This window comes from Staphylococcus sp. FSL K6-0223 (assembly GCF_038008285.1).
In genome coordinates this window covers 906,530-922,255 of record NZ_JBBOYX010000002.1, presented here as the reverse complement: position 1 = coordinate 922,255, position 15,726 = coordinate 906,530, and the positions used below count along the sequence as shown (strand labels likewise).

Annotated in this window: 20 protein-coding genes and 1 riboswitch; of the genes, 16 read left to right on the top strand and 4 right to left on the bottom strand. The window is 32.3% G+C overall.

Translation table 11 applies throughout. From position 1 onward, the window contains the following. Nucleotides 1-35: 35 nt before the first annotated feature. Nucleotides 36-458, bottom strand: a complete 423-nt coding sequence (locus MHI13_RS15340) for an organic hydroperoxide resistance protein (RefSeq protein ID WP_023350631.1) — start codon at nt 456-458, stop codon at nt 36-38. 169 nt (nt 459-627) lie between these two features. Here MHI13_RS15340 and aroD point away from each other — a divergent pair, with 169 nt between their 5' ends. Together aroD and MHI13_RS15330 are read left to right on the top strand one after the other, a co-directional pair. Continuing rightward, nucleotides 628-1,347, top strand: a complete 720-nt coding sequence (gene aroD, locus MHI13_RS15335) for a type I 3-dehydroquinate dehydratase (RefSeq protein ID WP_064210378.1) — start codon at nt 628-630, stop codon at nt 1,345-1,347. Between the two features lie 81 nt (nt 1,348-1,428). Next, nucleotides 1,429-1,971: a nitroreductase family protein gene (locus MHI13_RS15330; protein ID WP_064210377.1), complete on the top strand. Its 543-nt coding sequence runs from the start codon at nt 1,429-1,431 to the stop codon at nt 1,969-1,971. Nucleotides 1,972-2,047: 76 nt separating this feature from the next. On the opposite strand, the gene MHI13_RS15325 is transcribed toward MHI13_RS15330, so the two are convergent. Continuing rightward, on the bottom strand, nt 2,048-2,371 hold the full coding sequence (locus MHI13_RS15325) for a thioredoxin family protein (RefSeq protein WP_002433224.1): 324 nt from the start codon (nt 2,369-2,371) through the stop codon (nt 2,048-2,050). 142 nt (nt 2,372-2,513) lie between these two features. Between MHI13_RS15325 and MHI13_RS15320 the strand changes: the two genes are divergently transcribed. From MHI13_RS15320 to MHI13_RS15290, 7 genes are all read left to right on the top strand, one after another. Next, entirely contained in the window at nt 2,514-2,867 is a 354-nt protein-coding gene (locus MHI13_RS15320; RefSeq protein WP_064210376.1) for an arsenate reductase family protein, read from the top strand. Nucleotides 2,868-3,038: 171 nt separating this feature from the next. Continuing rightward, a complete protein-coding gene (gcvH, locus tag MHI13_RS15315; RefSeq protein ID WP_002433083.1) occupies nt 3,039-3,419 on the top strand; it encodes a glycine cleavage system protein GcvH in 381 nt (126 codons plus the stop codon). Between the two features lie 227 nt (nt 3,420-3,646). Further along, on the top strand, nt 3,647-4,033 hold the full coding sequence (locus MHI13_RS15310; protein ID WP_002452796.1) for a toprim domain-containing protein: 387 nt from the start codon (nt 3,647-3,649) through the stop codon (nt 4,031-4,033). After that, on the top strand, nt 4,026-4,322 hold the full coding sequence (locus MHI13_RS15305) for a thioredoxin family protein (RefSeq protein WP_002433313.1): 297 nt from the start codon (nt 4,026-4,028) through the stop codon (nt 4,320-4,322). Before MHI13_RS15310 ends, MHI13_RS15305 begins: the two co-directional genes overlap by 8 nt. Nucleotides 4,323-4,379: 57 nt before the next feature. Further along, nucleotides 4,380-4,482: riboswitch (SAM riboswitch) on the top strand. Nucleotides 4,483-4,571: 89 nt separating this feature from the next. Beyond that, entirely contained in the window at nt 4,572-5,597 is a 1,026-nt protein-coding gene (locus tag MHI13_RS15300) for a methionine ABC transporter ATP-binding protein (protein ID WP_064210375.1), read from the top strand. Next, entirely contained in the window at nt 5,590-6,285 is a 696-nt protein-coding gene (locus MHI13_RS15295; protein ID WP_002433122.1) for a methionine ABC transporter permease, read from the top strand. Before MHI13_RS15300 ends, MHI13_RS15295 begins: the two co-directional genes overlap by 8 nt. Before the next feature lie 20 nt (nt 6,286-6,305). Beyond that, nucleotides 6,306-7,118, top strand: coding sequence for a MetQ/NlpA family ABC transporter substrate-binding protein (locus MHI13_RS15290; RefSeq protein ID WP_002452800.1), 813 nt, complete (start codon nt 6,306-6,308; stop codon nt 7,116-7,118). Between the two features lie 57 nt (nt 7,119-7,175). Here MHI13_RS15290 and MHI13_RS15285 read toward each other — a convergent pair whose 3' ends face one another. Further along, the gene (locus MHI13_RS15285) at nt 7,176-7,331 is read right to left on the bottom strand and encodes a hypothetical protein (protein WP_002433227.1); all 156 of its coding nucleotides are present in this window, start codon (nt 7,329-7,331) and stop codon (nt 7,176-7,178) included. A 163-nt stretch (nt 7,332-7,494) separates the two neighbouring features. Between MHI13_RS15285 and MHI13_RS15280 the strand changes: the two genes are divergently transcribed. Then, entirely contained in the window at nt 7,495-7,683 is a 189-nt protein-coding gene (locus tag MHI13_RS15280) for a CsbD family protein (RefSeq protein WP_002433364.1), read from the top strand. Between the two features lie 78 nt (nt 7,684-7,761). Here the strand turns inward: MHI13_RS15280 and MHI13_RS15275 are convergent, their stop codons facing one another. Next, on the bottom strand, nt 7,762-8,619 hold the full coding sequence (locus MHI13_RS15275) for a DUF368 domain-containing protein (RefSeq protein ID WP_064210374.1): 858 nt from the start codon (nt 8,617-8,619) through the stop codon (nt 7,762-7,764). Nucleotides 8,620-8,942: 323 nt separating this feature from the next. On the opposite strand from MHI13_RS15275, the gene sufC reads away from it, so the two are divergent. The 6 genes from sufC to MHI13_RS15245 all read left to right on the top strand — a co-directional run bounded on the left by sufC (nt 8,943) and on the right by MHI13_RS15245 (nt 15,708). Next, nucleotides 8,943-9,704, top strand: coding sequence for a Fe-S cluster assembly ATPase SufC (gene sufC, locus MHI13_RS15270; RefSeq protein WP_002433436.1), 762 nt, complete (start codon nt 8,943-8,945; stop codon nt 9,702-9,704). A gap of 99 nt (nt 9,705-9,803) precedes the next feature. Further along, nucleotides 9,804-11,111, top strand: a complete 1,308-nt coding sequence (sufD, locus tag MHI13_RS15265; RefSeq protein ID WP_023350627.1) for a Fe-S cluster assembly protein SufD — start codon at nt 9,804-9,806, stop codon at nt 11,109-11,111. 66 nt (nt 11,112-11,177) lie between these two features. Further along, nucleotides 11,178-12,428: a cysteine desulfurase gene (locus MHI13_RS15260; protein ID WP_193750979.1), complete on the top strand. Its 1,251-nt coding sequence runs from the start codon at nt 11,178-11,180 to the stop codon at nt 12,426-12,428. Continuing rightward, nucleotides 12,418-12,882, top strand: coding sequence for a Fe-S cluster assembly sulfur transfer protein SufU (sufU, locus tag MHI13_RS15255; RefSeq protein WP_002433278.1), 465 nt, complete (start codon nt 12,418-12,420; stop codon nt 12,880-12,882). The genes MHI13_RS15260 and sufU overlap by 11 nt, the downstream gene beginning before the upstream one ends. Before the next feature lie 215 nt (nt 12,883-13,097). Further along, complete coding sequence (gene sufB, locus MHI13_RS15250) at nt 13,098-14,495, top strand: Fe-S cluster assembly protein SufB (protein WP_002433495.1); 1,398 nt, start codon at nt 13,098-13,100, stop codon at nt 14,493-14,495. A gap of 187 nt (nt 14,496-14,682) precedes the next feature. Then, entirely contained in the window at nt 14,683-15,708 is a 1,026-nt protein-coding gene (locus MHI13_RS15245) for a hemolysin family protein (protein WP_064210372.1), read from the top strand. Nucleotides 15,709-15,726 lie beyond the last annotated feature (18 nt).

The following is a 15,726-nucleotide window of genomic DNA, read 5'->3' as shown; positions in this document are numbered from 1 at the left end:
AACACTTAGATATTTAATTGAAATGACTAAAATGATTAATCAATAACTTCTACGTTTAGATTTACATCAATGTTACCGCGAGTTGCTTTTGAATATGGACAGAACTCATGTGCATCTTGTAAATATTTTTCAGCATCTTCTTGAGATAAAACATTTTTAACTTTTGCATCAATATCTACACTCAATTTAGGACTCTCAGCGTTTGGATCGTCCTCTAAACGTACTGTTAGAGTAACTTCTGGTTCAGCATCACGTACTTTGTTTTGTTTTAAAATAAGATCAAAAGCACCATTAAAGCATGAAGCGTAACCTGCTGCAAATAATTGTTCAGGATTTGTAGCATTTCCATCAGCTTGTTGTGGTGGTAATACATCAACATTTATTGCGTTATCGTCAGTGTGTACATGTCCTTTACGTCCACCAACGTTTGTAGCTTTAGTTTCATATTGAACTGCCATTATTATTACCTCCTAAATCTTTATATATTTTTACCATACCCAGTGCTAGATTTTTTAAATCATGATTAAATTCTTGAAATAAAAATCAATCTCCCAATCATCATTTGTAAGTTATGAATAAATTAATATAAAATAATCTTATTATTATTCTTATGAATAGAGGGATATCATGACGCAAGTAGATGTTGCAGTAACCATTTCGCCAGAAGAAACAATAACGCAATTGTGCTTAGATGAATTAATAAAATATAAAGACTATATAGATATCGTAGAACTACGAATAGATCAGTGGGAGAACTTTGTTATTAAAAATGTTGATACTGTGATTCAACAATTAAAAGGATTGAATTTAGATTTTAAGATTTTAGTGACTTATCGTACCTCTAGTCAAGGCGGTAAAGGAAATGTTGAAGAAACAACTTATATAGATATTCTTAAGCTATTGATTGAATATGCCCAATTTGAATTACTTGATATTGAATGGAGTGGAGCTATTAATACAGACCAATATGCTCGATTAATCACTGATGCTCAAGAAAAGAATTTAAACGTAGTGTTATCGCATCATAATTTTGAAGAAACACCATCATTAGAAGAGATTAAATTTATATATTACAAAATGCAAAAATTAGCACCACAATATTTAAAACTTGCAGTAATGCCAAACAATAAAGAAGATGTACTACATTTATTAGAGGCGATGAGTGTGACTTCTGATAATACACCTTATAAAGTTATCGGAATATCTATGTCTCATCTTGGATTAGTAAGTCGTGTTGCACAAGGGGTGTTTGGGGGATCAATTTCATACGGTTGCTTGGGTGAGCCACAAGCTCCTGGTCAAATTCATGTTAAAGCTCTGAAACAACAGCTTGAATTTTATCAATGATAAACGAATAAGTTGAATTTAACGGTTTTGTGACTTATAATTGATAATTGTTATCAACGAACGTAGAAGGAGCGAATTAAAGTGGAATTACAAGAAGCTATATCTAATAGAAGAAGTATTAAAAAATTTAAACATGATATGGTGATTGACGATAAGGCATTATATGATGCTATCGAAAAAGCTACCGACGCTCCAAATCATGGAATGCGTGAACCTTGGAGTGTCGTTCATGTTTCAAAAGACAAATTAGGTGATTTTAGTCATGACATTACTCGATTTGCATTTCCAGATCATCCCGAAAAAAGAGAAGATCATTATAATGCTGTAACAAATTTAGGTGGTTTATTATTACTCATTTTGAAAAATGATCCTAGACAAAGACAAAACAGAGAAAATTACTTTGCATTTGGAGCATTTGCTCAAAATTTAATGTTGTTACTTTACGAAGCGGGAATTGGCACATGTTGGAAAACACCTCACTATATTTTTGAACCTAAAGTACGTAGAGCTTTAGATATTCAAGATGATGAAATTTTAGCTGGGTTCATGTATCTAACGGATTTAGAAGTTGAACCAACTAAAGCTAAACGTAAAAATAAAAATTTAATCACTAAGTTTGAGTAATTATTTTAATTTTTCAAAGTACCTAAAAAAGAGCTTTCTCTACTTTAAATTTGTAGAGAAAGCTCTAATTTTATTTTTATTGATTCAAGTTTTCATCTAGGAAAGATTCGACTTGTTCTGGTGATTTCGCATTAGCCGAATGTAAATGCGCTAATTTTTCGCCATTTTGGAAAATTAAGATGCTTGGTATACCCATAACATCATTTTCAGTAGTAACATCTTCTAACTCATCACGATCTACTACATACCAATGATAGTTATTATATTTTTCTGTAATAGGGTCAATCCACATATCCATTGCTTTACAATCTGGACACCAATCTGCTTCAAATTTGATAATAACTGGTTCTTTACTATTGATTGTAGAATTAAAGTCTTCTGTTTTATGAATACCTTGCATAGTTATATGCTCCTTTTCACTATTAGTAAATTTATTATAACCAATGATATCTTTTTTATAAAAATATTAGCTTAAAAAGTAGAGCGTTTTCCTAAAGAAAATGATATATTTGTCTTAATAAAGAGAAGGAGGTAACAAACGAATGATTAAATTTTATCAATATTCAAATTGTACGACTTGTAAGAAAGCCGCTAAATATTTAAATGAATATGGTGTGAGCTATGAACCTATTGATATCGTACAACACACACCTACTAAGAAAGAATTTGAAGATATCATTGAAAAAACAGGTGTTGAAGTAAATAAATTATTTAACACTCATGGCGCTAAATATCGTGAACTTAATTTGAAAGATAAACTTAAAGACATGTCAGATGATGAAAAATTAGATTTATTAGCATCTGATGGAATGTTGGTAAAACGTCCATTAGCTATCTCTGGAGAAAAAATCACTTTAGGATTTAAAGAAGATCAGTATAAAGATACTTGGTTATAGTATTTAAATATTTATTTTAAAAGTGAACATTAAAAACTGAAATGATGCGAATATGTTATTTTACATAAATAAACACGAATTTTATCATATTAAATCTTTTAGATATTAGTTGATTGAACAATATCAGTGTGGCATCATTAAAATGTAATTAATAATTAGGAGGGGATTCTCGTGGCAGTACCGAGCGAATTTAAATATTCTAAAGAACATGAATGGGTTAAAGTAGAAGATAATGTAGCTACTATTGGTATCACAGAATATGCTCAAAATGAATTAGGTGATATCGTATTTGTTGAATTACCTGAAACAGATGAAGATTTAAATGAAGGCGATACTTTTGGTAGTGTTGAATCAGTTAAAACTGTATCAGAATTATATGCGCCTATCTCAGGTAAAATCGTCGAAGTTAACGACGAATTAGAAGATAGTCCTGAATTTGTTAACGAATCACCATATGAAAAAGCATGGATGGTAAAAGTAGAGATTAGTGATCAAAGTCAATTAGATCAATTATTATCAGCAGAGCAATATTCTGAGATGATTGGTGAATAGTATGTTTAAACTCCTCGATTAATATAATCAAGGAGTTTTTTTAGATTATCTTAGAAACACTTAGCACTAAAATTCTAAGTGGAAAAGAGGAACGCCTGAGCTAAAGCTCATGCATAAGAAACACTAAGCACTAAAGTGCTAAGTGTTTCTAAAAATGTTTAGTTTTTGAGGATTCTGTGAATGATGTAAGTGACAGTTAACTATCGACTCTTAGAAGGTGGATTGACATGACTATTGTGAATAAAGTTATCATTGTTGAAGGTAAGTCGGATAAAAAACGCGTGCAACAAGTTATTGCAGAACCAGTAAGTATTATTTGTACCCATGGGACCATGAGTATAGATAAAATCGATGATATGATAGAATCACTTTATGGCAAACAAGTTTATGTTCTTGCAGATTCTGATGATGAAGGAGAAAAAATTAGAAAATGGTTTAAGCGATATTTAAGCGAAAGTGAACATATATATGTTGATAAAACATATTGTGAAGTAGCTAAATGTCCTAAAAACTATTTAGCTAATGTTTTAAATAGATACGGATTCGCAGTGCGAAAAGAGAAGAATCTAATGCCTAATTTAAACACTGAAAGGTTAGTTTTAGTTAATGAGTAGTACAATCGATCTCGAAGATATAACAGAAAACTATAATGAAGATAAACATCTTATATTTGGATATACACCTATGTGTGGGACATGTAAAGTCTCAGAAAGAATGTTAGATATTGCTAATGATATATTACAGCTGCCTATTAAGAAGGTAGATTTAAATTTTCATCCGGATTTTAGTAAAGAAAAAGAAATAATGTCAGTTCCTGTTCTATTGGTAATGAATAAGGACAAAGAAGAAAATAGAATCTATGCATTTCAATCAGTTCCTTATTTGTTAGAAAATTTAAAATAATTATTGACGAAACTCTAGTACGATGGTAGGATTAATACAAATTAAATGATGCGACAACTCTTATCGAGAGAGGTGGAGGGATGTGCCCTATGAAGCCCGGCAACCGTCTGATATAGAAATGGTGCCAATTCACATAAAGTTCAACTTTAGAAGATGAGAGAAAGAAGATTTTTAGAATGCTTTCTCAACTCTCTATAAGTTGAGAAAGCATTTTTTAATTTATATATGCAATTTAAGGAGGCTATTAACGTGATTGAGTTAAATCAAATAGTTAAACGATATCATACTAAGAACAAAGATGTTCTTGCAGTTGATCACGTTGATTTAAATATTGAATCAGGCTCAATTTTTGGCGTTATTGGTTTCTCTGGTGCTGGTAAAAGTACACTAATTAAAATGTTCAACAACTTGGAATCTCCAACTTCAGGAGATGTAATAATTGACGGGGACAATATTAGTAAATTATCTAAATCAGAGCTACGAAAAAAACGACAAAAAGTAAGTATGATTTTCCAACATTTCAACTTATTATGGTCAAGAACCGTTTTAAAAAATATCACATTTCCGCTTGAAATCGCAGGAGTCCCAAGTGGTAAAGCGAAGCAAAAAGCACTCGAATTAGTAGAATTGGTAGGTTTGAAAGGACGAGAAAGTGCTTATCCATCAGAGTTATCTGGGGGACAAAAACAAAGAGTAGGTATTGCTAGAGCATTAGCAAATGATCCTGATGTTTTACTTTGTGATGAAGCTACGAGTGCTTTAGACCCTCAAACAACTGACGAAATTTTGGACCTATTACTTAAAGTAAGAGAACAGCAAAATCTTACTATCGTTTTAATTACTCATGAAATGCACGTAATTAGACGTATATGTGATGAAGTTGCTGTAATGGAAAGCGGTAAAGTAATAGAGCAAGGTAAAGTAAGTGAAGTGTTTGAGAATCCTCAACACGCGGTTACAAAACGCTTTGTTAAAGACGATTTAAATGATGATTTTGAAGATTCTTTAGATGAATTAGAACCATTAGCGAGTGATTCTTACATAGTGAGATTGAACTTTACTGGTGATAATGCAACTGAACCTATTGTTTCGTATATCACGAAAACACATAATATTGACGTTAATATTCTAGAAGCTGACATCAAGAATACTAGAAATGGGTCTATAGGATTCTTAGTGATTCATATTCCACACATTAATAATGATAGCTTTGAACATTTTAAAAATGATCTTCATGAGCAACATGTGAATGTGGAGGTGTTGAGACATGGGTAAGTCTTATGGCGAAATTTTTCATGAAATGTTTACAATGCCTAATGTTCAATGGCCAGATGTATGGCAAGCTATTTTAGAAACGCTGTATATGACAATTGTTTCTACTATTTTCGCCTTTATATTTGGTTTGATTTTAGGTGTGTTACTTTTCCTATCTGCGAAGAGTCATTCACCAGCAGCTCGAATATTCTATACAATTGTCTCATTTATAGTGAACTTATTTAGAGCCATTCCGTTCATTATTTTAATTTTATTACTCATACCATTTACGAGTGTCATCTTAGGTACTATTAGTGGACCGACAGGAGCATTACCTGCACTTATAATTGGTGCAGCTCCATTCTATGCTCGTTTAGTAGAAATTGCATTTAAAGAAATTGATAAAGGTGTAATTGAAGCGGCTTGGTCAATGGGAGCTAACACATGGACTGTTGTACGCAAAGTACTACTTCCTGAAGCGATGCCAGCTTTAGTCTCAGGTATTACTGTAACCGCTATTGCTTTAGTTGGTTCAACTGCCATAGCAGGTGTAATCGGGGCAGGTGGTTTAGGTAACTTAGCATACTTAACAGGATTTACTAGGAATCAAAATGATGTCATATTAGTTTCAACTGTATTCATTTTAATTATTGTATTTATAATTCAATTCCTTGGGGATTGGCTTACAAATAAAATTGATAAACGCTAAAGAAAAGGGGAAAACGTTCAATGAAAAAAATTTTAGGTATTATTTTAGTTTTGGCATTAACAGTTGCTTTAGCTGCTTGTGGTGGCGGTGGTGACAAAGAGAAAACAATCACAGTAGGTGCTTCTCCAGCCCCTCACGCTGAAATTTTAGAAAAAGCTAAACCATTACTTGAGAAAAAAGGTTATGACTTAAAGATTAAAACAATTAACGATTACACTACACCTAATAAATTATTAGATAAAGGTGAAATCGACGCAAACTTCTTCCAACATACACCATATTTGAAAACTGAAAGTAAAGAAAAAGGATACAAAATTGAATCTGCTGGAGATGTAGAATTAGAACCTATGGCAGTTTACTCTAAAAAATATAAAAGTTTGAAAGATTTACCTAAAGGTGCAACGGTCTACGTTTCAAATAATCCTGCTGAACAAGGACGTTTCTTAAAATTTTTCGTGGATGAAGGCTTAATTAAACTTAAAAAAGGCGTTAAGATTGAAGACGCTAAATTTAGTGATATCGAAGAGAATAAAAAAGATATCAAATTTAATAACAAACAATCAGCCGAATACTTACCAAAAATTTACCAAAATCAAAAAGCTGATGCAGTTATCATCAATTCTAACTACGCAATTGACCAAAAATTAAGTCCTAAAAAAGACTCAATCGCCTTAGAAAAAGCCAAAGATAATCCTTATGCTAACTTAATTGCAGTTAAAAAAGGACATAAAGATGATAAGAAAATTAAAGCTTTAATGGAAGTTCTTCAATCTAAAGAAATCAGAGATTATATCGATAAAAAATATGATGGTGCAGTCGTACCAGCTAAGTAAAACAAAAGATCACTTTCTTAACGCATATGTTAAGAGAGTGATCTTTTTATTTAAATTTTATACTACTCTATAAAGAATACCTACACCGAGACCACCGTATCCCATTTGATAATCAAATTTTAAGACTTCTATATTTGGATTTTGTTCTAAAAAACGATTAACTTTCTTATTAAGTCCACCTTCAGTCATAGATGTAATATTGACGAATTTCATAACTACACTCCTTAAAAAGCTTTTGGTAATTTTAGTATATGAAAATCACTGTATAAAGCAATCTTTTAAAATAAAAAATTAAGCGATTATCATTATATTGATGTTTATTCTAGATTTTAGAGGGTATAAATTATAAAGATAAAGTCATAAGGAGGAAATTACAATGGCTGAAGATAATAAATTTGAACAAGCTAAAGGTAATATTAAAGAAACAGTAGGTAACGCTACAGATAATAAAAATTTAGAACAAGAAGGCAAAGAAGATAAAACTTCAGGTAAAGCTAAAGAAGTTGTTGATAACGCTAAAGAAAAAGCTAACGATGTAATTGATAAATTTAAAGGCGACAAATAAATTTGTCTCGTTACTTTTAAAAAGCCCTCAGGTACAGAATCGTACGTGCGGGCTTTATTGTGTTAAAAATATTAAAATTTATTGATTATCTGATTTTGCTGTAATTAGTCCTAAGGTAAAACTAACAATAAAGCCTATAATTATTGTTAAAAATGAGATTATCCAAACTAGGCCATTTTCAGGAAAGCCTGGGAAAACTGCATAAATTGAACCAATTACAAATCCAATAATCAATGCGAACGTCATCGTTGTGTGATGGTGTAGGAAGTACTGAATCATACGACTAGACAGCATGAATCCTGTCAAAATACCTAATCCAATGATGATTAAAATAGGTAATGCTGTGAAATTTAAGTTCACTAGCTCAGAGATTGAAAACATTACCGTCCCATAGGCACCAAATACTAATAACATAAAAGATCCAGAGATTCCGGGTAATAACATTGCACTTGAGGCGAACATACCAGCTATAAAATATTTAATAATAAGACCGAAAGATAAAGTTAATGTTTCGCCAGAATGTTTATCACCATTATTAAGAAGTGTAATGATGACCAAAATAATAATTCCAATTAAAATCATTAGATAGTGTTTGGTTTTAAACATTTGCTTAAAGTTAGAAGTTTTTAGTAAATATGGAATGATTCCAATAATCAATCCTGTGAAAAAGAACATAGTTGGAATTTCGTGATAGCTTAATAAATAGTTGAATAAGTTGCTTAATAAAGCGATGGCTAAACCCATTCCTAATAAAATAGGAAGTAAAAATTTAAAACTCGGCCAAAAACGTTTCGAGAACAGTCCGCTTACAGAACTAATAAAATCATCATAGATACCTAGCAGTAAAGCTATTGTTCCACCACTTACACCAGGAATTAAATCACTTGTACCCATGCCAAAACCTTTAAGAATATTCGTCCATTTAAAGTTGTTCATGAATGGCTCCTTTCATTTAAGATTTAAAGGTTAAACTGCATAATATCACAAAATTCAAATTTTAGGGAAACAAACCTTTTATTTTGTCTAAAAATTGGCTATTGAGAAATTGAGCTTATCTTTATCATTTAATGAAATTTTACGAGTTAAATAAAAATAATTTTATTTAAAGAATTAATCTAAATAAACGGTTTAAAAAGTTTATATTAGTGCTTAAGTGCGTTATAATAAAGAGAATTGAAATTCACTAAGTCTTTTTGACTACAGATTAAAATTATTATAAACTAGTTAAGAAAACTTTATATTTTACGGAGGGAATATAAATGTCATCAACATTAGAAATCAAAGACCTACATGTGTCTATTGAGGATAAAGAAATTTTAAAAGGTGTAAACTTAACTGTAAATACAGGAGAAATACACGCAATTATGGGTCCTAACGGCACTGGTAAATCAACATTATCATCTGCAATCATGGGACACCCAAGTTATGAAGTGACACAAGGGGAAGTATTATTAGACGGCGTTAATATTTTAGAATTAGAAGTTGATGAAAGAGCTAAAGCAGGTTTATTCCTAGCAATGCAATATCCTTCAGAAATCACTGGTGTTACAAATGCTGATTTCATGCGTTCTGCTATTAATGCTAAACGTGAAGAAGGACAAGAAATTAATTTAATGCAATTTATCAAGAAATTGGATAAAGAGATGGATTTCTTAGATATTGATCAAGATATGGCTCAACGTTACTTAAACGAAGGTTTCTCTGGTGGGGAGAAAAAACGTAACGAAATTCTACAATTAATGATGTTAGAACCGAAATTCGCTATTCTAGATGAAATTGATTCTGGTTTAGATATCGATGCTTTAAAAGTTGTATCTAAAGGAATTAATCAAATGCGTGGTGAAGACTTTGGTGCATTAATGATTACGCACTATCAACGTTTATTAAACTACATCACACCTGATAAAGTGCATGTTATGTATGGTGGTAAAGTAGTAAAATCTGGTGGCCCAGAGCTAGCTAAACGCCTTGAAGAAGAAGGTTATGAATGGGTTAAAGAAGAATTTGGTGCAGCTGAATAGTCGTCAATAGGACTTTTTACAATGAGATGTTCACTTTTAAAGATGAAAATGAACATACTAAGCAAATTATATTTCATCAAGTAGGAGGCAAAGAAAGTTATGACAACTGAAACTTTGAACATTTCTGAAGAACAACTTGTTGATTATTCAAAAGCGCACAATGAACCTTCTTGGATGACAGAATTACGTAAAAAAGCGTTGAAATTAACAGAAACTTTAGAAATGCCAAAACCTGATAAAACAAAATTACGAAAATGGAATTTTGATACATTTAAACAACATGAAACAAAAGGCAGTGCATATGAAAACCTCAGCGAATTACCAGAATCAGTAAAACAAATTATCGATGTTGAAAACTCTGAAAATTTAGTAATTCAACACAATAACGATTTAGCTTATAGTCAAGTGTCAGACCAAGCTAAAAAAGATGGTGTCATTATTGAAGGTTTATCAGAAGCATTGGTGAATCACAGTGAATTAGTTCAAAAATACTTCATGACTAAAGCTGTAGATATTGATGAACATCGTTTAACAGCGCTACACACTGCATTAATGAATGGTGGTATATTTGTATATGTACCTAAGAATGTTGTAGTTGAACATCCAATTCAATACGTTGTACTTCATGACGACGATAATGCAAGTTTCTATAATCACGTTATTCTTGTTACTGAAGAAAGTGCAGAAGTAACTTATGTAGAGAATTATTTATCTAATGCAAATGGTGAAGATAATCAAATTAATATTGTTTCAGAAGTGATTGCAGGAGCTAATTCTAATGTCACTTATGGCTCTGTAGATTACTTGGATAAAGGTTTTACCGGTCACATTATTCGTCGCGGTACAACTGAAGCAGATGCCTCTATTAATTGGGCATTAGGTTTAATGAATGAAGGTAGTCAAATTATTGATAATACTACTAACTTAATTGGTGATCGTTCAACTAGTGAATTGAAATCAGTTGTAGTTGGTACAGGTGACCAAAAAATTAATTTAACATCTAAAATTGTTCAGTATGGTAAAGAAACTGACGGTTATATCTTAAAACATGGCGTAATGACAGAAAATGCATCTTCAGTATTTAATGGTATTGGTTATATTAAACACGGCGGTACTAAATCTATCGCTAATCAAGAATCTCGTGTACTAATGCTATCTGAAAATGCACGTGGTGACGCTAACCCTATCTTATTAATTGATGAAGACGATGTTGAAGCAGGTCACGCTGCGTCAGTAGGTCGAGTTGATCCTGAGCAACTTTATTACTTAATGAGCCGCGGTATTTCAAGAACTGAAGCTGAACGTTTAGTTATACATGGTTTCTTAGACCCAGTAGTTCGTGAATTACCAATTGAAGACGTTAAACGTCAATTAAGAGAAGTTATTGAACGTAAAGTTTCTAAATAAATCTTTAATTTAAATTTTCAAAAATTATTAACCCAATAAAACGAGATTTTTAATTATAGAAAGGTCGTGAATATAGTGGCCGAAAAAGCTTTTAATGTAAACAATGTCATTAAAGATTTCCCGATTCTTGAACAACAAGTTAACGGAAAGCGCTTAGCGTATCTTGATTCAACTGCTACAAGTCAAACGCCTGTTCAAGTGTTAAATGTATTAGATGATTATTATAGACGTTATAACTCTAACGTCCACCGTGGTGTTCACACTTTAGGATCACTAGCAACAGATGGCTATGAAAGTGCTCGTGAAACTGTTCGTCGATTTATTAATGCTAAATATTTTGAAGAAATTATTTTCACTAGAGGGACAACTGCATCAATCAATATTGTTGCACGTAGTTATGGTGACGCTAACGTCGAAGAAGGCGATGAAATAGTTGTGACTGAGATGGAACATCACGCGAATATTGTTCCATGGCAACAATTAGCCAAGCGTAAAAATGCATCACTAAAATTTATCCCAATGACTGATGAAGGCGAACTTAGAGTAGATGACATTAAAGAAACAATAAATGAAAAAACTAAGATTGTAGCTATTGCACATGTATCAAACGTCTTAGGTACAATTAATGATGTTAAAACGATTGCAGAGATCGCACATGAACATGGTGCTATTATTAGTGTTGATGGCGCTCAAGCTGCACCACATATGGCCTTGGATATGCAAGATATTGATGCTGATTTTTATAGTTTTAGTGGACATAAGATGTTAGGACCTACAGGTATTGGTGTTTTATATGGTAAACGTCAATTACTTAAAGATATGGAACCTGTAGAATTCGGTGGAGATATGATTGATTTTGTTAGTAAATACGATGCTACTTGGGCTGATTTACCAACGAAATTTGAAGCTGGAACACCTCTTATTGCACAAGCTATTGGTTTAGGTGAAGCGATTCGTTACATTGAAGATCTTGGCTTTGATGCTATACACAAGCATGAGAAAGAGCTGACTGAGTATGCATACGAGCAAATGTCTGCAATTGAAGGTTTAGAAATTTATGGACCACCTAAAGATCGTCGAGCAGGTGTGATTACTTTCAATCTTTCGGATATTCACCCTCATGATGTTGCGACAGCAGTTGATACTGAAGGTGTGGCTGTTCGAGCTGGACATCACTGTGCACAACCACTAATGAAATGGCTTAATGTATCCTCAACTGCACGAGCAAGTTTCTATGTTTACAACACTAAAGAGGATATTGATCAATTAGTTCAAGCATTGAAACAAACGAAGGAGTTTTTCTCTTATGAATTTTAATAATTTAGATCAACTATATCGATCTGTAATTATGGATCATTATAAGAACCCTAGAAATAAAGGTGTTTTAGATAACGGCTCAATGACAGTGGATATGAATAACCCTACATGTGGTGACCGTATTCGTCTAACATTTGATATTCAAGACGGTATAATTAATGATGCAAAGTTCGAAGGAGAAGGTTGCTCAATTTCTATGTCAAGTGCATCAATGATGACAGAAGCGGTAAAAGGTCATTCTCTTGCTGAAGCTATGCAAATGAGCCAAGAATTCACTAAGATGATGCTCGGTGAAGATTATGAAATTACGGAAGAGATGGGTGACATTGAAGCATTACAAGGTGTATCTCAATTCCCAGCACGTATCAAATGTGCAACTCTTGCTTGGAAAGCTTTAGAGAAAGGTACAGTTGAAAAAGAAGGTAAAGCAGAAGGCACAACTGAAGAAGAATAATTAATTATTAATATCTTCTTCAGTGTGTTTTAAAATGAATCGGGTAAACTTAAATTATAGCAACTATGTAGTCTTTAGATGACTACAGTATGTTGTTATAATATATATTACAACTTTAAAGAATAGTCATTTTTAAGTATTACACTTTTAACTATATAAATTAAAAATCTCATGCGCACGTTGTTTATTAATTATCAATTCAAGGAGTGATTAAAATGGCTAAAAAAGCACCTGATGTTGGAGATTATAAATATGGTTTCCACGATGAGGATGTGTCCATTTTTAGATCAGAGCGAGGTTTAACAGAAAATATCGTTACTGAAATTTCTAAGATGAAAGAAGAACCGCAATGGATGTTAGATTTCCGTCTTAAAGCATTGAAATTATTCTATAAAATGCCTATGCCACAATGGGGCGGAGACTTATCAGAATTAGACTTTGATGATATTACTTATTATGTTAAACCATCAGAGCATACAGAACGTTCTTGGGATGAAGTCCCTGAAGAAATTAAACGTACGTTTGACAAATTAGGTATTCCTGAAGCTGAACAAAAATATTTAGCTGGTGTATCTGCACAATATGAATCAGAAGTTGTTTATCACAACATGGAGAAAGAATTAGAAGAAAAAGGAATTATCTTCAAAGATACTGATAGTGCATTACGCGAAAATGAAGATTTATTCAGAGAATACTTTGCATCTGTTGTACCTGCTGCAGATAATAAATTCGCGGCATTAAATTCAGCAGTATGGTCAGGTGGATCATTTATCTATGTACCGAAAAACGTTAAATTAGATACACCTTTACAAGCATACTTCCGTATTAACTCAGAAAATATGGGTCAATTTGAGCGTACTTTAATTATTGCGGATGAAGGTGCATCAGTAAACTATGTTGAAGGTTGTACTGCACCAGTTTATTCAACAAGCTCATTACATTCGGCTGTTGTTGAGATTATAGTGCATAAAGATGCGCATGTTCGTTACACAACTATTCAAAACTGGGCAAACAATGTCTATAACTTAGTTACTAAACGTACTTTTGTTCATGAAAATGGTAACATGGAATGGGTAGACGGTAACTTAGGTTCTAAGTTAACAATGAAATACCCTAACTGTGTATTACTAGGTGAAGGTGCTAAAGGTAGTACATTATCAATTGCTTTCGCTGGTAAAGGTCAAGTTCAAGATGCCGGTGCTAAAATGATTCATAAAGCTCCTAATACATCTTCAACTATCGTTTCTAAATCCATCTCTAAAAATGGTGGTAAAGTTATTTATCGTGGTATCGTTCACTTCGGACGCAAAGCTAAAGGTGCACGTTCAAATATTGAATGTGATACGTTAATCTTAGATAATGAATCTACGTCTGATACAATTCCATATAATGAAGTATTTAATGACAATATTTCATTAGAACACGAAGCTAAAGTGTCTAAAGTGTCAGAAGAACAATTATTCTATCTTATGAGTCGTGGTATTTCTGAAGAAGAAGCCACTGAAATGATTGTTATGGGCTTCATTGAACCATTCACTAAAGAATTACCAATGGAATATGCAGTAGAAATGAACAGATTAATCAAATTCGAAATGGAAGGTTCAATCGGCTAATTATACACTAAAGTTACGAATTTAATAATTTAGAATATTAAACCTGTCATCAACCTTATATCAGAGTTGTTGGCAGGTTATTTATTTGATTCATTTATTGTCATAGTGGTTTATCGTTTCGAATGTTTATTTCTTGGGAAATAGTGTATAAAAGTTCACAATGATTATTTTATAAGGAGAATACATCATGATTGTCTCGATTATCATTTTATTTTTAGTTTCGTTTTTCTTCTCTGGAAGTGAAACGGCATTAACTGCTGCTAATCGTACTAAGTTTCAAACTGCTGCGAAGAATGGTGACAGAAAAGCTAAAGGACTTTCAAAATTATTAGATAAACCCAATGAATTTATTACGACTATTCTTATAGTAAATAACGTAGCAAATATTATTTTACCTATTCTAGTAGCTATTTTAGCTATTCGAAAGGGAGTCAATATTGTCGTTGCTTCTGTAATTATAATTATATTAATTATTTTAATTTCAGAGGTTATTCCGAAATCAATTGCTGCGACATTTCCAGATCAAATTTCACGTTTGGTTTATCCAATTATCAATATTTTAGTTATTATTTTAAAGCCTATCACATTCGTATTGAATAAAATGACAGAAGGTATTAATCATTTGTTTTCTCGAGGAAAACCTGTGGAAAAGCGTTTTTCAAAAGAAGAAATACGTACATTATTAAATATTGCAGGACGAGAAGGTGCATTTAATGAAGTTGAAAATGCACGTTTACAAAATGTGATGGACTTTGAAAAATTAAAGATAACTGATGTAGATACAACACCACGCGTGAAGGTAGTGGCATTTTCAAAAGAAGTCACTTATGATGAAGCATATGAAACAGTTATGAATGAACCTTATACAAGGTATCCGGTGTATGATGAAGATATTGATGATATTATCGGTGTATTTCATTCAAAATATTTATTAGCATGGAGTAAGCATAAAGACGATAAAATTACGAATTATGCATCGAGCCCACTATTTGTAAACGAGCACAATCGAGCGGAATGGGTGCTTCGTAAAATGACTGTGACGCGTAAGCATTTAGCGATTGTGTTGGATGAATATGGTGGTACCGATGCGATCGTGTCACATGAAGACTTAATTGAAGAATTACTGGGCATGGAAATTGAGGATGAAATGGATCAAGAAGAAGAAGAAAAATTAAAAAATCAAAGACTTCCTCAAAGTATGAAAGGCCGATAACTTTATTAAGAAGGGTGA